Raw genomic sequence first — 21,776 nt, 5'->3', positions numbered from 1 at the left:
CGCGTCACGATGTGTCGGCCAAACGGGACGGAAGGATCGGGATGGAGAACCTAATTGAACTGAAGACGGAAGGCGGTGTGTTGCACCATTTTCTGCCGTGGCTGATTGAAGGGTTCGAGATCTTGGCGGCGGTCATCGACATCGCGGCCATCATTCTGCTGCTGATCGGCGCGGCGCGTTTCCTGACCGGGGTGACGATTGCCGAGATCGCCAAGAAGGGGCCGGAGCGGGTGCGCCGCACCAACCGCGAGCGCATCGAACTGGGGCGCTACATCCTTGCGGGGCTGGAACTCTTTATCGTGTCGGATGTGATACACACTGCGATCAGCCTGCGGTTTGCCGACCTGCTCTTCCTGCTGATGCTGGTCATCATCAGGTCCATCACCTCTTTCTTCCTTGACCGGGAGTTGGAGCAACTAAAGAAGGAACTCGGCGATGACTGACTTTTCCGACCTGAAGGCGCTCTACGTCAACTGCTCGCTCAAGAAGACACCGGGCGACAGCCATACGCAGCTTCTGATGAACGCGAGCGCCGGCATCATGGAGGCGCAGGGGGTGAGCGTCGAGCACCTCTACTTGCTCGACCACCAAGTGCCGCCGGGCGTCTATCCGGACATGACAGAACACGGCTGGGACCGTGACGATTGGCCCGCGCTCTGGGAGAAGGTGCTGGCCGCCGACATCCTGATTATCGGCACGCCGCTCTGGCTGGGTGAGGAAAGCAGTGTCTGTCGGGTGTTGATCGAACGGCTCTATGCGATGAGCGGCAAGTTGAACGATAGGGGCCAGTCGGTCTTTTACAGCAAGGTCGGCGGGACCGTCGTCACCGGCAACGAGGACGGCATCAAGCACGTCGCCATGACCACCGGGTTTGCGATGAACCACCTTGGCTACACCATCCCGCCACAGGCCGATTGCGGCTGGATTGGCGAGGCGGGGCCGGGGCCGTCTTATGGCGATGATGTGGACGGCAAGCGCGCAGGCTTTGACAATGAATTTACGCAGCGCAACACCACGATCATGACATGGAACGCGATGCATCTGGCGCGGATGCTGAAAGCGGCGGGCGGCTACAGCCAAGAGGGCAACGATCGCAACGCCTGGGATGCGGGCGCGCGGTTTGACTTTGAAAACCCGGAGTATCGAAGCTGATATGACACAGGACGATTGGCCCATCTGGCAGGGCAACATGGCCGCGCAGTGTTTGGCGCAGCCCGATGACGCCTTGGCGATCATTGATCTGACCGGCGCGGCCCGCCGCGACGTGAGCTATGGCGCGCTGCATGAGATGGTCGATGGGCTGGCCCGCGCGCTAAAGGCCGAAGTGGCCCCCGGTGACCGTGTGGGTGTCTTGCTCAGTCAATCGCCGTGGTGCGCGGCGGCGCATCTGGCGATCTGGAAGATCGGCGCGATCTCAGTGCCGCTGTTCAAGCTTTTTAAACGTGACGCGCTGGCCAGCCGGATTGGCGATGCGGGCTGTGCGATTGTGCTGACCGATGCCGAAGGCGCGGACCTGTTGGGCGATCTGACAACCCCGTGGATGGCGGCTGATGTGGGCGCGGCAGGCGGCCCGGTCGACTTTGCCGATGTCGGCCCCGAAGACCCCGCCGTGCTGATCTACACCTCGGGCACCACCGGCACGCCCAAGGGCGCGCTGCACGGCCACCGGGTGCTCTCGGGCCATCTGCCCGGGGTCTCGGTCAGCCATGACCATCTGGGGCAGGCGGGCGATTGCCTTTGGACCCCGGCAGACTGGGCATGGATCGGCGGGCTCTTCGATGTGGCGATGCCTGCGCTGGCACTTGGCGTGCCGGTGGTGGCCGCACGGATGCCCAAGTTCACCGTCGAAGGCTGCGCCGATGTGATTGCCCGCGGTGAGGTGAAGAATGTCTTTTTCCCGCCCACGGCGCTTCGGATGCTGAAAGCCGCGGATGTATCCTTGCCCGGCCTGCGTTCAGTCGCCAGCGGTGGCGAGCCTTTGGGCGCCGAGATGCTGGCATGGGGCCGCAAGGCCTTCGGGTTGGACATCAACGAATTCTACGGCCAGACCGAATGCAACATGGTGGCCTCAAGCTGCGGGGGGGATTTCCCCGCGCAGCCCGGCTGCATCGGCAAGCCGGTGCCCGGTTTCGAGATCGCCGTGCTCGACGCGGACAGCAAGCCCACGGATGCCGAGGGCGACGTGGCCGTGCGCCGCGGCGCGCCCTCGATGATGCTGCGCTACTGGAACCGGCCCGAGGAGACGGCGGCTAAGTTCCACGGCAACTGGCTGCTGACCGGCGACCGGGGCATCTGGGAGGGCGACTACCTGCGCTTCGTGGGCCGCGAGGATGATGTGATCACCTCCGCTGGCTACCGCATCGGCCCGGCGGAGATCGAAGACTGTCTGCTGACCCATAGCGCGGTTGCGACCTGCGGCGTGGTCGGCAAACCCGACGCGCTCAGGACCGAGATCGTGAAGGCCTATGTGGTGCTGAAACCCGGTGCCGAGGTCGAGGCAAAGGAACTGCAGGACTGGGTGAAGGACCGGCTCGCAAGCTATTCCTACCCGCGCGAGATCGCATTCGTGGAGGACCTGCCGATGACCGTCACCGGCAAGGTAATCCGCAAAGAACTAAAGCGTCTGGCGGCGCGAGAGAATGAGGACGTAACATGAAACTGACATCCCAAGCCCTGCCATCCTCGGATGCCTATAAGGCCAATGAGATGGCGCATCTCAAGGCGCTGAGCGAAGTGCGTGACGCGGCGGAGGCTGCGGCCTTGGGTGGCGGCGAAAAATCCCGCGCGCGGCACGAGAGCCGCGGCAAGATGCTCCCCAGAGAGCGGGTGGCGAACCTACTGGACCCCGGCAGCCCGTTTCTAGAGATCGGCGCCACCGCGGCGCATGGGCTCTACGGCGGTGCGGCCCCTTGCGCGGGCGTCATCGCGGGCATTGGCCGGGTGCAGGGACATGAGGTCATGGTGGTCTGCAACGATGCCACCGTGAAGGGCGGCACCTATTACCCGATGACGGTGAAAAAACACCTCCGCGCGCAGGAGATTGCCGAGGCGAACCATCTGCCCTGCATCTACCTGGTGGACTCTGGCGGGGCCAACTTGCCGAACCAAGATGAAGTCTTTCCCGACCGCGACCATTTCGGCGCGATTTTCTACAATCAGGCGCGGATGAGCGCCAAGGGCATCGCACAGATCGCCGTCGTGATGGGCTCTTGCACCGCCGGCGGCGCTTACGTGCCCGCCATGTCGGATGTGACCATTATCGTGAAGGAACAGGGCACGATCTTCCTCGCTGGTCCGCCGCTGGTGAAGGCGGCGACGGGCGAAGTGGTGAGCGCCGAAGACCTCGGCGGTGGCGACGTGCACACGCGGTTGTCGGGCGTGGCCGATTACCTCGCCGAAGACGACGCGCATGCGCTGGCACTAGCGCGCCGCGCGGTGGGGCAGCTCAACAAGACCAAGCCGACCACTGTCGACTGGGCCAGCCCCGAAGAGCCCGCCTATGACCCCGCCGAGATGCTGGGCGTCGTGCCCGCCGACCTGCGCACGCCCTATGACATCCGCGAGGTGATCATGCGGCTGGTCGACGGCAGCCGCTTTGACGAGTTCAAATCCCGCTTTGGCGAGACGCTGGTCTGTGGCTTTGCGCATGTGAAGGGCTGCCCGATCGGCATCATCGCCAACAACGGCGTGCTATTTTCCGAAGCCGCCCAGAAGGGCGCGCATTTCGTGGAGCTTTGCAGCCAGCGTAACATCCCGCTGGTCTTCCTGCAGAACATCACCGGCTTCATGGTCGGCCGCAAATACGAGAACGACGGCATCGCGCGGCATGGCGCCAAGATGGTGACGGCGGTGGCCACGACCAATGTGCCTAAAATCACCATGCTGGTCGGCGGCTCCTTCGGCGCGGGCAATTACGGCATGTCGGGCCGGGCTTACAGGCCGCGCTTCCTGTGGTCTTGGCCCAACAGCCGGATTTCCGTTATGGGTGGCGCTCAGGCGGCGGGCGTGCTGGCTACCGTCAAACGCGACGCGATCGAGCGGGCCGGGGATACATGGACCGAGGAGGAAGAGACCGCCTTCAAACAGCCGACGATTGATATGTTCGAGGAACAGAGCCATCCGCTCTATGCCTCCGCGAGGCTGTGGGATGACGGGATTATCGACCCGCGCAAGAGCCGGGATGTGCTGTATCTCAGCCTCTCGGCAAGCCTGAACGCGCCGATTGAGCCGACGAAATTTGGGTTGTTCCGCATGTGATCTTGCCGGGGTTCTTACTTGCGGACCCCCAAGACCAGTTGGAGCCAGTAAGAGATGAAAAGGGTAGAGCATGTTTGACACGATCCTGATTGCGAACCGGGGTGAGATTGCTTGCCGGGTAATGGAAACGGCGCAGGCCATGGGGGTGCGCTGTGTTGCGGTGTATTCCGATGCGGACGCGGCGGCGAAACATGTGCAGATGGCGGATGCGGCTGTGCATATTGGCGGCTCGGCACCGTCGGAGAGTTACCTCAAGGGCGATGTGATCATTCAGGCGGCGCTCGACAGTGGCGCGCAGGCGATCCATCCGGGCTATGGCTTTCTGAGTGAGAACCCCGATTTCGTGGAGGCGGTTGAGGCGGCGGGACTTACCTTCATCGGGCCTTCCGCCAAGGCGATCCGGGCCATGGGGCTGAAAGATGCCGCCAAGGAACTGATGGTCGAGGCGGGCGTGCCCGTCGTACCGGGCTATCACGGGGCGGATCAGGATGACGCATTGCTGGCCGAAGAAGCCGGAAAGATTGGTTATCCGGTGCTGATCAAGGCCGTCGCAGGCGGTGGCGGCAAGGGGATGCGGCTGGTCGAAGATGCGAAGGAATTTCAAGCGGCGCTCAGTTCGGCCCGGTCTGAGGCCAAGACGGCCTTTGGCAACTCTGACGTGCTGGTCGAGAAATTTGTCACCAAACCGCGCCATATCGAAGTGCAGGTCTTTGGCGATGGCACGAACGCGGTGCATTTGTTTGAGCGTGATTGCTCGCTGCAGCGACGCCATCAAAAGGTAATCGAAGAGGCCCCCGCGCCGGGCATGACCGAAGAGATGCGCACAGCGATGGGCGATGCTGCGGTACGCGCGGCCGAGGCGATCGGCTATGCCGGAGCGGGGACGGTGGAATTTATCGTCGATGGATCAGGCGGTCTGTCGGCGGACGGGTTCTTTTTCATGGAGATGAACACGCGTTTGCAGGTAGAGCACCCAGTCACTGAACTCATCACGGGCGTTGATCTGGTCGAATGGCAGTTGCGTGTCGCCGCGGGTGAGGCACTGCCTAAGGCGCAGGACGCGCTGACGATCAACGGTCATGCTTTTGAGGCGCGGCTCTATGCAGAGGATGTGCCGAAAGGGTTCTTGCCTGCAACCGGCACGCTGACGCATCTACACTTCACCCCCCAGACCCGCGCCGACAGCGGCGTGCGGGCGGGCGATACGATCAGCCCTTTCTATGACCCGATGATTGCCAAGGTCATCGTCCATGGACCGACCCGCGATGTGGCGCTCTCTCGTCTCCGGGCGGCGTTGGCGGGTTGCGAAGTTGGCGGCACGGTGACGAACCTTGCGTTCCTCGGTGCGCTGGCGGGCCACGAAGGGTTTGCGCAGGGTGATGTCGATACCGGGTTGATTGCGCGCGACATTGATGCGCTCACCGCTCAGCCTGAAGTGCCGGCGCGGCATTTCGCGCGGGCGGGAATGGCGGCGCTTGGGGTGGATCAACCGCAGGCCGAAGCGGGGTTTAACCTTTGGCGGCCCTTGCGACGGCAAGTCACCTTGGCGCGTGACGGTGAGGAACATCTGCTGAAGGTCAGGGTACTGTCGGAAGACGTGCAACTTTGGAATGTCGGTGACAGCGAGGTACGCGCTGAGCGGATTGGCGGGCGTTGGAAGGTTGACGGCCATGTCGCGCCGACAGTCTCGGTCGCGGATAATGTGGTCACGGTGTTTGATGCCTACGGCATTGTCTTTGACGTGGTCGACCCGCTGGCACGGGCTGCTGGTGCGCACGGCGATGGCAATATCGTCGAGGCACCGATGCCCGGTCTGGTGCGTGCGATTGATGCCGAAGTCGGCCAAAGCGTGACCAAAGGCGATCGGCTTGCGGTGCTGGAAGCAATGAAGATGGAGCATTCGCTGCTGGCCGCGCGGGATGGCGTGGTGGCCGAAGTGCTGGCCCAACCCGGCGATCAGGTTGAGGCGGGGGCCGCTCTTGTCCGGTTGGAAGCCGAAGCAGAGGACGCTGCATGATTACACTTCATCACTGCCCACAGACCCGTTCCATGCGCACACTCTGGCTGCTGCATGAGTTGGATGACATTGAGTTTCAGGTCAAAATCCATGCCTTTGACCGCAGCCTGCGCGACCCAGAATATCTGATCCTCTCCCCCGCAGGTCGCGTGCCCGCGCTAGAGATTGACGGCGAGCGAATGTTTGAGACGGGGGCGATCACGCAGTATCTGTGCGAACGCTACTCCCCTGATCGGATGGGCCGCTCGGTCGGCAGCCCGGATCGGATGGCGTGGCTTGTTTGGGTGAATTTCGCTGAAACGATCAGCCAGCACGCAGCAGCATTAACCCAGCAGCACATCGCCCTGCGCGAGGATGCGATGCGCAGCCCTATCATAATGAAGCTTGAGGCCGCGCGCATTGCCAAATGCTATGATGCGCTTGAGGCCCGTCTGTCGACGCCGCTGGAGAACCGCGATTACCTGCTCACCTCTGGTTTCTCAGCCGCGGACATCTCGGTGGGCCAAGCGGTCTATATGGCGCGGCATTTCGTGAAATTGGATGACCACCCGTCGGTCGCGGCGTGGTATGAACGGATCACCGAGCGTGACAGCTTTGAACAAGCACTGCCCGAGGAGGGGCGGTTGTACGCGCAGGATTTTTATGCGCCATGGCCGGTCGAGTAAGGCCGGGCAGGCGGGCAATACAGCGGAGGAGAGCGGCCAATGAGCCTTGGACCATGTGAGATTTTCGAGGTCGGCCCGCGGGACGGCCTGCAAAACGAGAAGCGTGAGATACCGGTGGCCGAGAAGGTAGCACTGGTGAACAAGCTCAGCGCCGCGGGCTTTCGGCGGATTGAATGTGCGAGTTTCGTCAGCCCCAAATGGGTGCCGCAAATGGCAGGCTCGGGCGAGGTGCTGGGCGGCATTAGCCGCACTGAGGGTGTTCGCTATGCCGCGCTGACCCCCAACATGCGCGGCTACGAGGACGCAGTGGCGGCCAAGGCAGATGAGATCGCGATTTTTGCCTCGGCCTCCGAAGGGTTCAGTCAGAAGAACATCAATGCCAGCATCGAGGAGGCATTTGAGCGTTTCGCGCCGATCCTTGAAGAAGCACGTCATATCGACATGCCGGTGCGGGGCTATGTCTCTTGCGTGGTTGAATGCCCTTATGACGGCAAAGTTGCCCCGGCTGACGTGGCGCGGGTGGCGGATAAGCTGTTCGCGATGGGTTGCTACGAAGTGTCCCTTGGCGACACCATCGGCGCGGGCACGCCCGACAGCATCGCGCGGATGCTGCTGGCGGTGCGTGACGTGGTGCCGGTGGGGCGCTTGGCAGGGCATTATCATGACACCCACGGTCGGGCGATGGCGAACATCGACGCGTCCCTGTCGATGGGCGTGCGTGTCTTCGATGCGGCGGTGGCCGGCTTGGGCGGTTGCCCCTATGCGCCGGGGGCTGCGGGCAATGTCGCCACTGAGGCGGTGAACGAACATCTGACGGCGCTTGGCTATGACACCGGTGTCGATCAGGCGGTGGTGCTGGAAGCCGCCGAAATGGCGCGGGCAATGCGAGGCTGACATGTACGAGACTTTGACGATCGAAACCGACTCGCGCGGGGTGGCGACGCTGACCCTGAACCGTCCTGAAAAGCACAACGCGATGTCTGCGCAGATGCTGGCGGACCTGACGGATGCGGCGGGCAAACTGGCCGCCGACGATGCGGTGCGTGTGGTGGTGCTGACCGGGGCGGGCAAATCCTTTTGCGCGGGCGGTGATCTGAGCTGGATGCGCGATCAGGCGGATATGGATGCTGAGACACGCTCGGCTGAGGCAGGCAAACTTGCGACGATGCTGGGCGCGCTCAACGCGTTGCCAAAGCCGGTTATTGGCAAACTGCAAGGCAATGCCTTTGGTGGCGGGGTTGGTATGGCGGCAGTCTGTGATGTGGCCGTTGGGATCGATACCTTAAAGATGGGTTTCACCGAGACACGCCTTGGCATCATCCCGGCGACCATCGGGCCATACGTTCTGGCGCGGATGGGCGAGGGGCGGGCGCGGCGGGTCTTTATGTCGGCGCGGCTATTTGGCGCGGCAGAGGCCGTTGATCTGGGGCTGCTCGCGCGCGCCGTTCCGGCCGAGGAACTCGACGCGGCGATTGAGGCCGAAGTCGTGCCCTATCTCTCTTGCGCACCGGGTGCCGTTGCGGCAGCCAAGAAGCTCGCACAGGACTTGGGCGGAATCGCCACACCCGAGGCGGTAAAGCTGTCCATCGATGCGCTGGCCGCACGTTGGGAAACCGAAGAAGCAGCCGAAGGAATCGGTGCATTTTTCGATAAGCGCAAGGCAGCTTGGGTGATCTAACGCGCAGCACAGAAGATTTGACGGTATTGAAGCGGGGCGGGCAGCAATATGCGGGCTTGGCCCGTTGACCCTACCCACCGGCAGAGTTAAACCCAATCCAAGTTTGTCTGCGCGGGGCTCGGACCCCTTTCGATTGCCGCGCACCGCGAAAGGAGCATCCCCTTGGACGACATGCTGCGGGAATACCTGCCCATCCTCGTTTTTCTGGCCGTGGCGATTGGCCTTGGCCTTGTGCTGATCCTCGCCGCTGTGGTGGTGGCTGTGCGCAACCCTGACCCGGAAAAGGTCTCGGCCTATGAATGCGGGTTCAACGCTTTTGACGACGCGCGGATGAAATTTGACGTGCGTTTCTATCTGGTGTCGATCCTCTTCATCATCTTCGACCTCGAAATCGCCTTCCTCTTCCCGTGGGCCGTGGCCTTCAAAGAGGTGAGCATGGTGGGCTTTTGGTCGATGATGGTGTTCTTGGGCGTGCTGACGGCGGGCTTCGCCTATGAATGGAAGAAGGGAGCGCTGGAATGGCAGTAAATGATGACGCGCTGGTCACCCCCGTGATGGGGGACGGCCACCAAAGCCCGCGGGTGAAATCCGGGGCGTCTGCGCCAGCAGCCTACGGCCAATACGGTGCGGGGCCTGACCCTGAGGTTGCCACACAAAGCCTGAATGCCGAATTGCAGGATAAAGGTTTCCTGCTGACCTCGACCGAAGACATCATCAACTGGGCGCGTACCGGCAGCTTGCACTGGATGACCTTTGGTCTGGCCTGCTGCGCGGTTGAGATGATGCACAGCTCAATGCCGCGCTATGACCTTGAGCGTTTCGGCACCGCACCGCGCGCGAGCCCGCGCCAGTCGGATCTGATGATCGTTGCGGGCACGCTGACCAACAAGATGGCCCCGGCGCTGCGCAAAGTCTACGACCAGATGCCAGAGCCGCGCTATGTGATCTCGATGGGCTCCTGCGCGAATGGTGGTGGCTACTACCACTACAGCTACTCGGTCGTGCGCGGCTGTGACCGCATTGTGCCGGTTGACGTCTATGTGCCCGGTTGCCCGCCCACGGCAGAGGCACTGCTGTATGGTATCCTCCAATTGCAGCGTAAAATCCGCCGCACCGGGACTATCGTGCGCTAAGACAAGGGCCTGCGCCGGGTGAGGGGCAGGCAGAAGGACAACGCGCCAAAGGCGCGGGACAGTGAGATGGCGTTGATCGGCGCGTGGAAGGAAGATTTGCGATGAGCGAACAACTGCAGGAACTTGGGGCCTATATCGAAGCCAAGCGGCCCGATTGTGTGCTGGGATGGGATGTCACCAAGGGTGAGTTGAACATGTCCGTGGCGCTGGCGAATATCGCGGGCCTTGTTGAGTTCCTCAAGGGCGACCCAACCTGCCGTTTCTCGACCTTGGTCGACATCACGGCGGTGGACTATCCCGGCCGGGCGAAGCGGTTCGACGTGGTTTACCACTTCCTGTCGATGTACCAAAACCACCGCATCCGCCTGCGCGCTACCGCGCGGGAAAAGGATATGGTGCCGTCAATCACAGGCGTGCACCCCAGTGCCGATTGGTTCGAGCGTGAAGTCTTTGACATGTTTGGCATTCTCTTTTCCGGCCACCCGGACCTGCGCCGCATCCTGACCGACTATGGCTTTCGCGGGCACCCGCTGCGCAAGGATTTCCCGACCACCGGCTATACCGAGGTGCGCTATGACGAAGGCGCCAAGCGCGTGGTCTATGAGCCCGTCAGCCTTGTGCAGGAATACCGCCAGTTCGACTTTATGTCGCCCTGGGAAGGGGCCGATTACATTCTGCCCGGCGACGACAAATCCGCGCCCGATGGCAATGTGAGCAAGGACGCGAAGTAATGGGCGGGTTTGGCTGGCTGATCCTCTCGGCACTGACGGCCATTCCAATGGTCAAACTGCTGCCGTTCTTTGGCATTAACAAATACTGGGCGGCGGCCTGTCTGATCCCGCTGGGCACAATCGCCCTGCTGTGGTGGATGGGCATGAAGCTGCAAGAACTGGAGAAACGGTAATGGACGGCGACATTCGCACAAAAGCCTTTGACGACGGGTCGACCGACTTTGAGTCCGGCGAGCAGAAAATCCGCAACTTCAACATCAACTTCGGCCCGCAACACCCTGCCGCGCATGGTGTTTTGCGTCTGGTGTTGGAGCTTGACGGCGAGGTTGTGGAACGGTGCGATCCGCATATCGGCTTGTTGCACCGTGGCACCGAAAAGCTGATGGAAAGCCGCACCTATCTGCAAAACCTACCGTATTTCGACCGGTTGGATTACGTGGCCCCGATGAACCAAGAGCACGCTTGGTGTCTGGCGATTGAAAAGCTGACCGGCACCGTTGTGCCACGCCGCGCCTCGCTGATCCGTGTGCTGTTCTGCGAAATTGGCCGCATCCTGAACCACCTTTTGAACATCACCACGCAGGCCCTCGACGTGGGCGCGCTGACGCCGCCGCTTTGGGGTTTTGAAGAGCGTGAAAGCCTGATGATCTTTTACGAGCGGGCCTGTGGCGCACGCCTGCACGCGGCCTATTTCCGCCCCGGCGGTGTACACCAAGACCTGCCGCCAGCGCTGCTCGACGATATCGAAGCTTGGTGCGATCAATTCCTGACCAAATTCATGGTCGATATTGATGAGCTGCTGACCGAAAACCGGATCTTCAAACAGCGGAACGTCGACATCGGCATCGTGTCCGAGCAGGAAATTCTCGATTACGGCTTCAGCGGTGTCATGGTGCGCGGTTCCGGGTTAGCTTGGGATCTGCGTCGTTCGCAACCCTATGAATGCTACGATGAATTCGACTTCCAAATCCCCGTGGGCAAGAACGGCGACTGCTTTGACCGCTACCTCTGCCGCATGGAAGAGATGCGCCAGTCGACATACATCATCCAGCAGGCGATCGAAAAACTGCGCGCCCCCGAGGGGCAGGGCGATATCCTTGCCCGTGGCAAGATCACCCCGCCATCGCGCACCGCGATGAAGACAGACATGGAAAGCCTGATCCACCACTTCAAGCTTTACACCGAAGGCTTCCACGTGCCCGAGGGCGAAGTGTACTGCGCGGTCGAAGCGCCGAAGGGCGAGTTCGGCGTCTACCTTGTGGCGGATGGGTCCAACAAACCTTACCGCTCCAAAATCCGTGCACCGGGCTTCTTGCACTTGCAGGCGATGGATCATGTGGCCAGCGGTCACCAGCTTGCCGATGTGGCCGCGATCATCGGTACGATGGACGTCGTCTTTGGAGAGATTGACCGGTGATGCCGGTCCCATCGCTCCGTTTTGAAGAAATTTACGCCGGAGGCATCATTGGCCTCCGCCTGACCATAGGTTCGAACTAATGCTCCGCCGTCTACACCCTGACCAGCCCGACAGTTTTGCCTTCACGCCCGCCAACCAAGAATGGGCCGAAGCGCAGATCACCAAATACCCCGAAGGCCGTCAGGCCAGCGCGATCATTCCACTGCTGTGGCGCGCGCAGGAGCAAGAGGGCTGGTTGACCCGTCCGGCGATCGAGCATGTCTCGGAAATGCTGGGCATGGCCTATATCCGCGGTCTGGAAGTCGCTACATTCTACTTCATGTTCCAACTGCAACCTGTTGGTTCCGTTGCGCATATCCAAGTTTGTGGCACCACGTCCTGCATGATCTGCGGGGCCGAAGATCTGGTCGCCGTCTGCAAAGAGCGCATCGCCAATAAACCCCATGAGCTGTCAGCGGATGGGCGCTTTTCTTGGGAAGAGGTCGAATGCCTTGGCGCTTGTTCCAATGCGCCCATGGCACAGATTGGCAAGGACTATTACGAAGACCTGACTACCGCGCGGTTGAACGAAATCCTTGATGAGTTGAGCGACGGGCGCGTGCCCGTGCCCGGCCCGCAGAACGGGCGCTATGCCTCCGAGCCTCTGGGCGGGTTGACCAGCCTCACGGATCACGAAAGCGGGCGCACGCAGTATAACGCCAGCGCGCAGGCTGCGGTGGACATCGGCGATACCGTCAAGCGGATCGACGGCACTGAAGTGCCGCTGCTGACCCCCTGGCAGCGCAAGCCGGACGCTCCGGAGGCTGAGACGGTTGAGGAGGTCGAAGCTGAAGAGCCGCGTCCCGCCAAGGGAGAAAGCGCTGATAAGACCGGCGTGACCGAGCAGGAAGCCGAAGCCACGTCAAAGAGCAAGCCGCGCTCCAAACGTGACCCCAAGGGCGAGAGTGCCGATGCGGCAAAGGCCGAAACCAGCGCCCCCGCAGCCTCCGGTCAAAAGCCTGCGCAGTTGGATGGCCCGCGTGAGGGCGGGGCGGATGATCTCAAAAAGATCAAAGGCGTCGGCCCGAAGCTGGAGCAGATGCTCAACGGCATGGGCTTTTACCACTTTGACCAGATCGCCCAATGGGGCCCGGAGGAGGTCGCTTGGGTCGACCAGAACCTCGAAGGGTTCAAAGGCCGCGTCAGCCGCGACACTTGGGTAGAGCAGGCCGCGCGCCTCGCAGAAGAATAGGACGGAGATTAACAACGGGCCAAGGACGGCACCCACACCACCCCGCAGAGCCATAAGCCGCATCGCCCGCATCAAGGGAGAGAAGGACAGTCATGACGGATATTTCGGAACGAGAAGCCTGCACCAAGCGCTGCTGGTGGCTGGGTGCTGGTGTCGGTTTGCTGGTGGCATTCTTGTTGTTGGCCTTCGGCATTTGGGGGCTGTTGATGTCGATCCTGGCCGGTGTGCTGGTGGCGGTGATCGTGGGCTATCTGGCGATGACTCTGCTGTGCAAAGATGTGCCTGCGGCAGCCCCTCAGGATACCACGCGCAGTGCGGCAGCGGCATCGGTCGCAGGCGCGTCCACCGCTTCGGGCAGCATTTCATCGGCTGTGGGCAACGTGCCAGCGGGCGACGCCGGCATCGGAGCGGCACGCAAGGCCAGTGCGCCGGTAGAACCCGCCGAGGAAACACCGGAGCAGGAGCCGACTGCGCCCGTAGCCGATACCGCCGCGGTTGAGGCCGCGCCCGAAGCGGTCGTCGAAGCGGAGGAAGCACCTGTCGCCGTAGAGAGCCCGACACAGGTCGTCGAAGCGCCAGCCGAGCTGTCAGAGGCCGAACCCGCACGAGTGGCCGCCACCGATAGCCGATCGACCGAAGGCAAACCGGCACTGCTGGACGCGCCGCGTGCGGGCGGAGCGGATGACCTCAAGCGTATTGGTGGCATCGGGCCGAAGTTGGAACAGACTCTGAATGAATTGGGCATCTACCATTTCGATCAGATTGCAGCCCTTCAGGGCGATGAAATTGAATGGGTCGATTCCCGTTTGCGGTTCAAGGGCCGCATTCAACGTGACGATTGGATCGGTCAGGCCAAAGCCCTTGCCAATGACGGCAAGGCCGGGGTCTGACGGAGCGACGAGAGACATGAGCGAAGCCGAAGACAGAGCGCTTGCCCGCAAGGGCCGCACCGCAGGGCTGGTCATTGCTGTGACCATGTGCTTGTGGCTGGCCATGCAATGGGCGGGCCCGGCGCTTGGCCTGCCGGGGCGTTATGCGCTGCTCTTCGACTTTGCTGCACTGGCCGCGCTTTTCTGGGCGATGGTCGTGATATATCAAATGTGGCAGGCCCGCCGGGCCAGCCGTGAGAACCAAAGGTAGGCATCATGCTTCAGGACAAAGACCGCATTTTTACCAATATCTACGGCATGCATGACCGCACCCTGAAAGGCGCGCAGTCGCGCGGTCATTGGGATGGCACGGCCGGGATCATTCAAAAGGGCCGCGATTGGATCGTCGACCAGATGAAAGCCTCTGGCCTGCGGGGCCGGGGCGGGGCGGGCTTCCCGACGGGGCTGAAATGGTCCTTCATGCCCAAGGAAAGCGACGGGCGCCCGGCCTATCTGGTGGTCAACGCCGACGAATCCGAGCCGGGCACCTGCAAAGACCGCGAGATTATGCGTCATGATCCGCATACGCTGATCGAAGGCTGCCTGATCGCCTCCTTCGCGATGAACGCCCACGCCTGCTATATCTACCTGCGCGGCGAATACATCCGCGAGCGTGAGGCGCTTCAGACCGCGATTGATGAAGCCTATGAGGCCGGTCTGGTGGGCAAAAACGCCTCCAAATCCGGCTGGGACTTCGATATCTATCTGCACCATGGGGCAGGGGCTTACATTTGCGGCGAAGAAACCGCGCTGCTGGAAAGCCTCGAAGGCAAGAAGGGCATGCCCCGGATGAAGCCGCCGTTCCCTGCGGGCGCGGGCCTCTATGGCTGCCCGACCACGGTGAACAACGTCGAATCCATCGCCGTGGTGCCGACCATCCTGCGCCGTGGGCCGGAGTGGTTCGCGGGCTTTGGCCGCGCGAATAACGCTGGCACCAAGCTCTTTGCAATCTCGGGCCACGTCAACAACCCCTGCGTTGTTGAAGAGGCGATGAGCATCGGGTTTGAAGAGTTGATCGAAAAACATTGCGGCGGCATTCGCGGCGGTTGGGACAACCTCAAGGCCGTGATCCCTGGCGGCTCTTCGGTGCCGCTGATCCCCGGCAAAGACATGCGCGACGCGATCATGGATTTTGATTATCTGCGCGAACAGCGCTCCGGCCTCGGCACGGCGGCGGTGATCGTGATGGACAACTCGACCGACGTGATCAAAGCGATCTGGCGGCTGTCGAAGTTCTACAAGCACGAAAGCTGCGGCCAGTGTACGCCCTGCCGCGAAGGCACCGGCTGGATGATGCGCGTGATGGACCGTCTGGTTTCCGGCGATGCAGAACCCGAAGAGATCGACATGCTGCTCGACGTGACCAAACAGGTCGAAGGCCACACGATCTGCGCGCTTGGCGATGCGGCGGCTTGGCCGATCCAAGGTTTGATCCGTCACTTCCGGGACGAAATCGAAGACCGGATCAAACACAAGCGCACAGGCCGTGTCAGCGCGGTCGCGGCGGAGTAAAACTGTGCAATGCGCCGGGCCGGTGGCTTGACGCTTGGCGCAGTAGGGGCGATAGCGGGCGCGCGTTTGACGCGTCCGTTCCATAACAGGCGCGAAGCGTTCGGCAAGGCCGGGCGCGGGGCGCAGCGGAGTAGGTCTATGAAATATGCTTTGACGCTTTTGACGGTAAGCGCCCTGCTGGCGGGCTGTGCCAATGATGGTGAGCGTGTGGCTTTTGACGGTCACTATTTCAGCACCAAACTGCGCAAGGTCGATGGCCAGCGCGATGTGTTTCAAGTGACCGTCAAAGATGCCGGCAAGTCGATTGACGGTGCCCGCGCGGCGGCACGTTATGAAGCGGTGAAATACTGCGTCGGCAACTACGGCAACTCGGACATCGAATGGACCTTTGGCCCCGACGCGCCAACAGGTACGTTGCGGCTTGATGGTGGTGCGGTAACCTTTCAGGGTCGCTGCCCACAGTGATTGCGTCGGCGACATATCGCGGGGCCACGGCCTGTGCGGGCGGTGATATTGAATATCACGCACCCCGAACTCCATCTGTCAGACGGGCCGTTCCGGCCCGCTGCATGAAGGAGAATTGATATGCGCACCCTGATGATCGCCGTGATGGGCCTGAGCCTGACCGCCGCCACCGTGACACCGGTCGCCGCCAAGCCGCCATTGCGTGACGTGGCCGCGATTGATGACGCGCTGTTGGATATTGGCGTGGCCGACATCATCCGCAAAAACTGCCCCGACATCAGCGCGCGGATGCTGCGCGCGATCAAGATGGCATGGGATTTGAAGGGCAAGGCTGGCGATCTGGGCTACTCCGACGCCGAGATCGACGCCTATATCGATAGTGACGCCGAAAAAGCACGGATGAAAGCGCGCGGGGCCGCGTTTTTCAAGGCGAAGGGGGTCGATACTTCGGACCCGCAAAGCTATTGTGCGCTTGGACGCGAAGAGATTCAAAAATCGAGCCGGATCGGCTCGTTACTGAAGGCAAAGTGAGCTTATGAGCGATATCCGCAAGATCATCATCGACGGTAAGGAAGTCGAAGTCGAAGGGGCGATGACGCTCATTCAGGCCTGCGAGCAGGTTGGCATCGAGGTGCCGCGCTTCTGTTACCACGAGCGTCTGTCGATCGCCGGTAACTGCCGGATGTGTCTTGTTGAAGTCGTCGGCGGGCCGCCCAAGCCCGCCGCCTCCTGCGCCATGCAGGTACGCGACCTGCGCCCCGGTCCCGAGGGCCAGCCGCCGGTTGTGAAAACCAATTCGCCCATGGTCAAAAAGGCCCGCGAGGGCGTGATGGAGTTCCTGCTCATCAACCACCCGCTGGATTGCCCGATCTGCGATCAGGGCGGTGAATGCGATCTTCAGGATCAGGCGATGGCCTACGGCGTCGACTTCTCGCGCTACCGCGAGCCCAAGCGGGCGACCGAAGACCTTGATCTTGGCCCGCTGGTTGAGACTCACATGACCCGCTGCATTTCCTGCACCCGCTGCGTGCGCTTCACGACTGAGGTCGCGGGACAGCACGTCATGGGGCAGACAGGCCGGGGCGAAGATGCCGAGATCACGACCTATCTGGGCTCGCTGATCGATAGCAACCTGTCGGGCAATATCATTGATCTTTGCCCCGTCGGCGCGCTGGTCTCCAAGCCCTACGCCTTCACCGCGCGTCCGTGGGAACTCAGCAAGACCGAGAGCATCGACGTGATGGATGCGCTAGGCTCCAACATCCGGGTCGATACCAAAGGCCGCGAAGTCATGCGCTTCCTGCCACGCAACCATGACGGCGTGAACGAAGAGTGGATTTCCGACAAGACGCGCTTTGTTTGGGACGGCCTGCGCCGTCAGCGTTTGGACACGCCCTACATCCGTGAGAATGGTAAACTGCGCAAAGCCAGCTGGCCCGAGGCGCTGAATGCCGCGGCGGCTGCGATGAAGGGCAAGAAACTGGCCGGTCTCGTTGGTGATCTGGCGTCGGTCGAAGCCGCCTTTGCACTTAAGCAATTGATCGAAGGGCAGGGCGGTGTCGTCGAATGCCGCACCGATGGGGCAAAGCTGCCTGCAGGCAATCGTTTCGGTTATGTCGGCAACGCGCGGATCGAAGACCTTGATAGCGCCAAGATGATCCAACTGATCGGCTGTAACCCAGCGGTTGAAGCGCCAGTGCTGAACGCGCGCATCCGCAAGGCGTGGAGCAATGGGGCAGAGATTGGCCTGATCGGCGAAGCCGCGGATCTGACCTACCCGCATCACCATCTGGGCAACGACCGCGCGACCCTCGACAAACTAATGGGCAGTGATTTCGACGAAGTGCTAGAGCAGCCTTCGGTGATCGTTGTCGGCCAAGGCGCGCTGCGCGAAGCCGATGGCGAAGCAGTGCTGGCGAAGGCGATGGAACTGGCCGAGAAAACCAAGAGCAAGCTGATGGTCCTGCACACCGCAGCGTCGCGCGTCGGCGCGATGGACATCGGTGCCACGGCTGAAAATGGCATGGACGACGTGAACGCGGCGGAGGTGATCTATAACCTTGGCGCGGATGAGGTCGAAATCGGTGCCGGTCCTTTCGTGATCTACCAAGGCAGCCATGGCGACCGCGGCGCGCACCGCGCCGACATCATCCTGCCGGGTGCGGCCTATACCGAAGAGCCGGGTCTGTTCGTCAACACCGAAGGCCGTCCGCAATTGGCGCAACGTGCTGGATTTGCGCCGGGTCAGGCCAAGGAAAACTGGGCGATTCTCCGGGCGCTCTCGGCTGAGCTGGGCGCGCAGTTGGGCTATGATTCCATCGCGCAGCTGCGCCGCAAGCTGACCGAGGCCGTGCCGCATCTGGCGAATGTCGATGAGGTGCCGGAAAACGAATGGATCGCGCTGCCTGCCGGTAAGCTGGGCGATGCCTCTTTCGCGCCTGCGGTACGCGACTTCTATCTCTCCAACCCGATCGCGCGGGCCAGCCAGTTGATGGCGGAACTTTCGGCTCTGGCCGCCGCGCGCCGGTCCGAGCCGATGGCGGCGGAGTGAGAGCCATGATGCTGGCCCCCTTGATGCTGCTGGCCGCCTGCGAACCGCAGGTGCCGGTAGCCGAGGATTTTATCCCCGACTACAAGGGGGTGGAAACCCAGCTTTTGGACGGTGATTTGGTGCAGTTCAACGTGGCCATGACTAAGGCGTTGTCGAACCAAGACGTGTCGGATTACGCCGAATGTGCTGCAGCGCAGTATACGTTGATCCGGGGCTACGGTTTTGCACGTCATGTGCGGACAAATGTCACCGAAGAGGGTGGCATATGGCGGGCAGATGCTGTTTACACAATCTCGCCGAGCCTGCCGAAAGGCTTGAAGACAATTGATGCCGAAGTGACCGCGTTTCAATGCGCGGAACGCGGCATTCCGACGGTGTGAGGACTTATGGCTGATTTCTTTTACAACACCTATCTGGGCATCGGCCTGCTGACGGTTGGGCAGGTGTTGCTGCTGGTGGTGCCGTTGCTGCTGGCGCTTGCCTTCCTCATGTATGCCGACCGCAAGATCTGGGCCGCCGTGATGATGCGCCGTGGCCCCAACGTTGTGGGCGTCTTCGGCCTGCTTCAAAGTTTTGCCGACTTCCTCAAATATATCGTTAAAGAAGTGGTGGTTCCGGCGGGCGCGGACAAGGGGGTCTTTTTCCTTGCGCCAATGATTTCCTTTGTCATGGCGATGATCGCTTGGGCGGTGATCCCTTTCAACGAAGGCTGGATCCTGTCGGACATCAACGTGGCGATCCTCTATGTCTTCGCCGTCTCCTCGCTTGAGGTTTACGGCGTGATCATGGGCGGTTGGGCCTCGAACTCAAAATACCCCTTCCTTGGTTCACTGCGTTCTGCCGCGCAGATGATTTCCTATGAGGTTTCGATTGGCCTGATCATCATCGGCGTGATCCTCTCGACCGGGTCGATGAACTTCTCGTCCATCGTGGCGGCACAGGATGGCGACTGGGGTCTGTTCAACTGGTACTTCCTGCCGCACTTCCCAATGTTGATCCTGTTCTTCATCTCGGCGCTGGCGGAAACCAACCGCCCGCCGTTCGATCTGCCGGAAGCGGAATCAGAACTGGTGGCGGGCTATCAGGTGGAATATTCTTCGACCCCCTTCCTGCTCTTTATGATCGGCGAATTGGTGGCCGTGGTGCTGATGTGCGCGCTGGTGTCGCTGATGTTCTTCGGTGGCTGGCTGTCACCGGTGCCGTTCCTGCCCGATGGCTTCTTCTGGATGTTCATCAAGATGCTGATGGTCTTCTTCATGTTCGCCATGGTGAAGGCAATTACGCCGCGCTACCGCTATGACCAGCTGATGCGGCTGGGTTGGAAAGTCTTCCTGCCGTTCTCGCTGTTCTGGGTGGTCTTCGTGGCATTCGCTGCAAAATTCGATTGGTTCTGGGGCATCTACGCCCGCTGGACCGTAGGGGGCTGATATGGCGACGACTGACTACACCCGTGCCGCGAAATACTTCCTGCTGGCAGACTACGCCAAGGCGTTCATGCTGGGGATGCGCTATTTCTTTGCGCCGAAAACAACGCTGAACTACCCGCATGAGAAGGGGCCACTGTCGCCCCGTTTCCGTGGGGAGCATGCGTTGCGCCGATATCCCAATGGTGAAGAGCGCTGCATCGCGTGCAAACTGTGCGAAGCGATCTGCCCCGCGCAGGCCATCACAATCGACGCCGAAGCCCGCGAAGACGGCAGCCGCCGCACCACGCGCTATGACATCGACATGACCAAATGCATCTACTGCGGTTTCTGCCAGGAAGCCTGCCCAGTGGATGCCATTGTTGAAGGCCCGAACTTCGAATTCTCGACCGAGACCCGCGAAGAGCTTTACTACGACAAGGCGAAACTGCTGGACAACGGCGAACGCTGGGAAGCCGAGATTGCCCGCAACCTCGAAATGGACGCACCCTACAGATGAGTGATCCCAAGAACCCTTTTGATGCGATGATGAAGCAGGCGCAGGAAATGGCGAAAGCCTTTCCAGCGATGGATGCTTTTTCGCCAAAAGGGTTCGAGGCGATGATGGGCACCATGCCGAAGGAAATGATGGATTTCTGGTTCGGCGACACGGTGAATAAGGGCGGGCTGGACGCGCGGACGCGGCTGCTTTTGACCCTGGCGGGGCTGACCATGCAGGGCGCGCAGAATGATATGGCCCTCCGCCAAACCGTGCGCCACGCGCGCGAGGCCGGGGCCACAAAGCAACATATCGTCGAGACGATCAGCCAGATGTCGGTCTTTGCCGGGCTTCCCGCGATGACCCGGGCGTTGGAACTGGCGCAATCGGTCTTAGACGAAGAAAAAGATACCAAGAAGGAAGACGGCGCATGACGGTCTTTTCATTTTACCTCTTCGCGATCAGCGTCATCACCGGCGGACTGTTCACGGTGATCAGCCGCAACCCGGTGCATTCGGTGCTTTGGCTGATCCTGTCCTTCCTCTCGGCGGCGGGGCTCTTCGTTCTGCTCGGCGCGGAGTTCGTGGCGATGCTGCTGGTCATCGTCTATGTCGGCGCGGTGGCGGTGCTTTTCCTCTTCGTGGTCATGATGCTCGACGTAGATTTCGCCGAGCTTAAGGCCGAGATGGCGCGGTATATGCCGCTGGCGCTGTTGATCGCTCTGGTGATCTTGATGCAATTCGTCATGGCCTTTGGCGCATGGGAGCAGAGCGAAGCGGCCGAGAGCCTGCGCGCCAATGCCATTGATCCCACCCGTTTCAACACCGAAGCGCTCGGCTTGTTGCTCTATGATCGCTACTTCCTGCTGTTCCAACTGGCGGGTCTGATCCTGCTGGTGGCGATGATCGGGGCGATCGTGCTGACATTGCGTCACCGCAAGGACGTGAAGCGCCAAGACGTGGTGGCCCAGATGATGCGCGACCCGGCCAAAGCGATGGAGCTGCGCGACGTGAAGTCGGGGCAGGGCCTGTAACAAGCGGAATTTTTTAAGAATTCCGTGGCCGTTCTCTTTGAAAGAGAACGGCTGAACCAAGAGAGAAAAGGGACGTCGAAATGTCGAGAACAACAATCGTGGTACTTGTCGTGGTGTTGATCGTCGTGTTTTTCGGCGGCTACAGCTTTATCGGCTAAAACCCGGCAATCCCGGTGGCAGCCGGGGCAAAGTGATACTAAAAGCCCCATCAAATGGGGCGCGACCAAAGCCCATTAAGGGGCGGGAACGTAAGGG

At 61.3% G+C, this 21,776-nt stretch carries 25 protein-coding genes; all 25 read left to right on the top strand.

Going from position 1 to position 21,776, the window contains the following annotated elements:
* Positions 1 to 41: 41 nt before the first annotated feature.
* The 25 genes from ACSQ16_RS13740 to ACSQ16_RS13620 all read left to right on the top strand — a co-directional run bounded on the left by ACSQ16_RS13740 (position 42) and on the right by ACSQ16_RS13620 (position 21,521).
* Positions 42 to 443, top strand: coding sequence for a DUF1622 domain-containing protein (locus ACSQ16_RS13740; RefSeq protein ID WP_243262741.1), 402 nt, complete (start codon positions 42 to 44; stop codon positions 441 to 443).
* Positions 436 to 1,152 (top strand): flavodoxin family protein, encoded by a 717-nt coding sequence (locus tag ACSQ16_RS13735; RefSeq protein WP_243262742.1) that lies wholly within the window; start codon positions 436 to 438, stop codon positions 1,150 to 1,152. Before ACSQ16_RS13740 ends, ACSQ16_RS13735 begins: the two co-directional genes overlap by 8 nt.
* Before the next feature lies 1 nt (position 1,153).
* Positions 1,154 to 2,656, top strand: coding sequence for an AMP-binding protein (locus ACSQ16_RS13730; RefSeq protein ID WP_243262743.1), 1,503 nt, complete (start codon positions 1,154 to 1,156; stop codon positions 2,654 to 2,656).
* Entirely contained in the window at positions 2,653 to 4,257 is a 1,605-nt protein-coding gene (locus ACSQ16_RS13725) for a carboxyl transferase domain-containing protein (protein ID WP_243262744.1), read from the top strand. The genes ACSQ16_RS13730 and ACSQ16_RS13725 overlap by 4 nt, the downstream gene beginning before the upstream one ends.
* Before the next feature lie 70 nt (positions 4,258 to 4,327).
* Positions 4,328 to 6,274: an acetyl/propionyl/methylcrotonyl-CoA carboxylase subunit alpha gene (locus tag ACSQ16_RS13720; RefSeq protein WP_243262745.1), complete on the top strand. Its 1,947-nt coding sequence runs from the start codon at positions 4,328 to 4,330 to the stop codon at positions 6,272 to 6,274.
* Positions 6,271 to 6,939: a glutathione S-transferase family protein gene (locus ACSQ16_RS13715; protein WP_243262746.1), complete on the top strand. Its 669-nt coding sequence runs from the start codon at positions 6,271 to 6,273 to the stop codon at positions 6,937 to 6,939. Before ACSQ16_RS13720 ends, ACSQ16_RS13715 begins: the two co-directional genes overlap by 4 nt.
* A 39-nt stretch (positions 6,940 to 6,978) precedes the next feature.
* Entirely contained in the window at positions 6,979 to 7,833 is an 855-nt protein-coding gene (locus ACSQ16_RS13710) for a hydroxymethylglutaryl-CoA lyase (RefSeq protein WP_243262747.1), read from the top strand.
* Position 7,834: 1 nt separating this feature from the next.
* On the top strand, positions 7,835 to 8,617 hold the full coding sequence (locus ACSQ16_RS13705) for a crotonase/enoyl-CoA hydratase family protein (RefSeq protein ID WP_243262748.1): 783 nt from the start codon (positions 7,835 to 7,837) through the stop codon (positions 8,615 to 8,617).
* A 162-nt stretch (positions 8,618 to 8,779) separates the two neighbouring features.
* Complete coding sequence (locus tag ACSQ16_RS13700) at positions 8,780 to 9,145, top strand: NADH-quinone oxidoreductase subunit A (RefSeq protein ID WP_067263411.1); 366 nt, start codon at positions 8,780 to 8,782, stop codon at positions 9,143 to 9,145.
* Positions 9,136 to 9,750, top strand: coding sequence for a NuoB/complex I 20 kDa subunit family protein (locus tag ACSQ16_RS13695; protein ID WP_243262749.1), 615 nt, complete (start codon positions 9,136 to 9,138; stop codon positions 9,748 to 9,750). Before ACSQ16_RS13700 ends, ACSQ16_RS13695 begins: the two co-directional genes overlap by 10 nt.
* Before the next feature lie 101 nt (positions 9,751 to 9,851).
* On the top strand, positions 9,852 to 10,481 hold the full coding sequence (locus tag ACSQ16_RS13690) for an NADH-quinone oxidoreductase subunit C (protein WP_243262750.1): 630 nt from the start codon (positions 9,852 to 9,854) through the stop codon (positions 10,479 to 10,481).
* The gene (locus ACSQ16_RS13685) at positions 10,481 to 10,654 is read left to right on the top strand and encodes a hypothetical protein (RefSeq protein WP_167360195.1); all 174 of its coding nucleotides are present in this window, start codon (positions 10,481 to 10,483) and stop codon (positions 10,652 to 10,654) included. Before ACSQ16_RS13690 ends, ACSQ16_RS13685 begins: the two co-directional genes overlap by 1 nt.
* A complete protein-coding gene (locus tag ACSQ16_RS13680; RefSeq protein WP_243262751.1) occupies positions 10,654 to 11,898 on the top strand; it encodes an NADH-quinone oxidoreductase subunit D in 1,245 nt (414 codons plus the stop codon). Before ACSQ16_RS13685 ends, ACSQ16_RS13680 begins: the two co-directional genes overlap by 1 nt.
* A gap of 79 nt (positions 11,899 to 11,977) precedes the next feature.
* Positions 11,978 to 13,129 carry an NADH-quinone oxidoreductase subunit E gene (locus ACSQ16_RS13675; protein WP_243262752.1) on the top strand — a complete coding sequence of 384 codons (1,152 nt, stop codon included), beginning with the start codon at positions 11,978 to 11,980 and terminating at the stop codon, positions 13,127 to 13,129.
* 92 nt (positions 13,130 to 13,221) lie between these two features.
* Positions 13,222 to 14,019, top strand: a complete 798-nt coding sequence (locus ACSQ16_RS13670) for an NADH:quinone oxidoreductase (protein ID WP_243262753.1) — start codon at positions 13,222 to 13,224, stop codon at positions 14,017 to 14,019.
* Between the two features lie 16 nt (positions 14,020 to 14,035).
* The gene (locus tag ACSQ16_RS13665) at positions 14,036 to 14,269 is read left to right on the top strand and encodes a DUF5337 domain-containing protein (protein WP_067263425.1); all 234 of its coding nucleotides are present in this window, start codon (positions 14,036 to 14,038) and stop codon (positions 14,267 to 14,269) included.
* A gap of 5 nt (positions 14,270 to 14,274) precedes the next feature.
* Entirely contained in the window at positions 14,275 to 15,570 is a 1,296-nt protein-coding gene (gene nuoF / locus ACSQ16_RS13660) for an NADH-quinone oxidoreductase subunit NuoF (RefSeq protein WP_243262754.1), read from the top strand.
* A 138-nt stretch (positions 15,571 to 15,708) separates the two neighbouring features.
* Positions 15,709 to 16,035, top strand: coding sequence for a hypothetical protein (locus ACSQ16_RS13655; protein WP_093926563.1), 327 nt, complete (start codon positions 15,709 to 15,711; stop codon positions 16,033 to 16,035).
* 120 nt (positions 16,036 to 16,155) lie between these two features.
* Positions 16,156 to 16,566, top strand: a complete 411-nt coding sequence (locus tag ACSQ16_RS13650) for a DUF5333 domain-containing protein (RefSeq protein ID WP_243262755.1) — start codon at positions 16,156 to 16,158, stop codon at positions 16,564 to 16,566.
* A gap of 4 nt (positions 16,567 to 16,570) precedes the next feature.
* Positions 16,571 to 18,586, top strand: a complete 2,016-nt coding sequence (nuoG, locus tag ACSQ16_RS13645; RefSeq protein ID WP_243262756.1) for an NADH-quinone oxidoreductase subunit NuoG — start codon at positions 16,571 to 16,573, stop codon at positions 18,584 to 18,586.
* An 8-nt stretch (positions 18,587 to 18,594) separates the two neighbouring features.
* Entirely contained in the window at positions 18,595 to 18,966 is a 372-nt protein-coding gene (locus tag ACSQ16_RS13640) for a hypothetical protein (protein ID WP_007119502.1), read from the top strand.
* A 6-nt stretch (positions 18,967 to 18,972) separates the two neighbouring features.
* Positions 18,973 to 20,013, top strand: coding sequence for an NADH-quinone oxidoreductase subunit NuoH (nuoH, locus tag ACSQ16_RS13635; protein WP_093926560.1), 1,041 nt, complete (start codon positions 18,973 to 18,975; stop codon positions 20,011 to 20,013).
* Between the two features lies 1 nt (position 20,014).
* Positions 20,015 to 20,509, top strand: coding sequence for an NADH-quinone oxidoreductase subunit NuoI (nuoI, locus tag ACSQ16_RS13630; protein ID WP_067630640.1), 495 nt, complete (start codon positions 20,015 to 20,017; stop codon positions 20,507 to 20,509).
* On the top strand, positions 20,506 to 20,922 hold the full coding sequence (locus ACSQ16_RS13625; RefSeq protein ID WP_093926559.1) for a carboxymuconolactone decarboxylase family protein: 417 nt from the start codon (positions 20,506 to 20,508) through the stop codon (positions 20,920 to 20,922). The genes nuoI and ACSQ16_RS13625 overlap by 4 nt, the downstream gene beginning before the upstream one ends.
* On the top strand, positions 20,919 to 21,521 hold the full coding sequence (locus ACSQ16_RS13620; protein WP_093926558.1) for an NADH-quinone oxidoreductase subunit J: 603 nt from the start codon (positions 20,919 to 20,921) through the stop codon (positions 21,519 to 21,521). The genes ACSQ16_RS13625 and ACSQ16_RS13620 overlap by 4 nt, the downstream gene beginning before the upstream one ends.
* Positions 21,522 to 21,776 lie beyond the last annotated feature (255 nt).

This window comes from Sulfitobacter sp. SH24 (assembly GCF_965641895.1).
GTDB classification, from domain to species: Bacteria; Pseudomonadota; Alphaproteobacteria; order Rhodobacterales; family Rhodobacteraceae; genus Sulfitobacter; species Sulfitobacter dubius.
This window is presented reverse-complemented; position numbering and strand designations above follow the sequence as displayed.

Coding starts and splice junctions, on each gene's coding strand:
- ACSQ16_RS13720 (WP_243262745.1), top strand. CDS start 4,328: ATGTTTGACACGATCCTGATTGCGAACCGGGGTGAGATTGCTTGCCGG.
- ACSQ16_RS13715 (WP_243262746.1), top strand. CDS start 6,271: ATGATTACACTTCATCACTGCCCACAGACCCGTTCCATGCGCACACTC.
- ACSQ16_RS13685 (WP_167360195.1), top strand. CDS start 10,481: ATGGGCGGGTTTGGCTGGCTGATCCTCTCGGCACTGACGGCCATTCCA.
- ACSQ16_RS13620 (WP_093926558.1), top strand. CDS start 20,919: ATGACGGTCTTTTCATTTTACCTCTTCGCGATCAGCGTCATCACCGGC.
- nuoI (WP_067630640.1), top strand. CDS start 20,015: ATGGCGACGACTGACTACACCCGTGCCGCGAAATACTTCCTGCTGGCA.
- ACSQ16_RS13690 (WP_243262750.1), top strand. CDS start 9,852: ATGAGCGAACAACTGCAGGAACTTGGGGCCTATATCGAAGCCAAGCGG.
- ACSQ16_RS13640 (WP_007119502.1), top strand. CDS start 18,595: ATGCTGGCCCCCTTGATGCTGCTGGCCGCCTGCGAACCGCAGGTGCCG.
- ACSQ16_RS13730 (WP_243262743.1), top strand. CDS start 1,154: ATGACACAGGACGATTGGCCCATCTGGCAGGGCAACATGGCCGCGCAG.
- ACSQ16_RS13735 (WP_243262742.1), top strand. CDS start 436: ATGACTGACTTTTCCGACCTGAAGGCGCTCTACGTCAACTGCTCGCTC.
- ACSQ16_RS13670 (WP_243262753.1), top strand. CDS start 13,222: ATGACGGATATTTCGGAACGAGAAGCCTGCACCAAGCGCTGCTGGTGG.
- ACSQ16_RS13650 (WP_243262755.1), top strand. CDS start 16,156: ATGCGCACCCTGATGATCGCCGTGATGGGCCTGAGCCTGACCGCCGCC.
- nuoH (WP_093926560.1), top strand. CDS start 18,973: ATGGCTGATTTCTTTTACAACACCTATCTGGGCATCGGCCTGCTGACG.
- nuoF (WP_243262754.1), top strand. CDS start 14,275: ATGCTTCAGGACAAAGACCGCATTTTTACCAATATCTACGGCATGCAT.
- ACSQ16_RS13740 (WP_243262741.1), top strand. CDS start 42: ATGGAGAACCTAATTGAACTGAAGACGGAAGGCGGTGTGTTGCACCAT.
- ACSQ16_RS13710 (WP_243262747.1), top strand. CDS start 6,979: ATGAGCCTTGGACCATGTGAGATTTTCGAGGTCGGCCCGCGGGACGGC.
- ACSQ16_RS13675 (WP_243262752.1), top strand. CDS start 11,978: ATGCTCCGCCGTCTACACCCTGACCAGCCCGACAGTTTTGCCTTCACG.
- ACSQ16_RS13725 (WP_243262744.1), top strand. CDS start 2,653: ATGAAACTGACATCCCAAGCCCTGCCATCCTCGGATGCCTATAAGGCC.
- nuoG (WP_243262756.1), top strand. CDS start 16,571: ATGAGCGATATCCGCAAGATCATCATCGACGGTAAGGAAGTCGAAGTC.
- ACSQ16_RS13695 (WP_243262749.1), top strand. CDS start 9,136: ATGGCAGTAAATGATGACGCGCTGGTCACCCCCGTGATGGGGGACGGC.
- ACSQ16_RS13655 (WP_093926563.1), top strand. CDS start 15,709: ATGAAATATGCTTTGACGCTTTTGACGGTAAGCGCCCTGCTGGCGGGC.
- ACSQ16_RS13680 (WP_243262751.1), top strand. CDS start 10,654: ATGGACGGCGACATTCGCACAAAAGCCTTTGACGACGGGTCGACCGAC.
- ACSQ16_RS13705 (WP_243262748.1), top strand. CDS start 7,835: ATGTACGAGACTTTGACGATCGAAACCGACTCGCGCGGGGTGGCGACG.
- ACSQ16_RS13665 (WP_067263425.1), top strand. CDS start 14,036: ATGAGCGAAGCCGAAGACAGAGCGCTTGCCCGCAAGGGCCGCACCGCA.
- ACSQ16_RS13625 (WP_093926559.1), top strand. CDS start 20,506: ATGAGTGATCCCAAGAACCCTTTTGATGCGATGATGAAGCAGGCGCAG.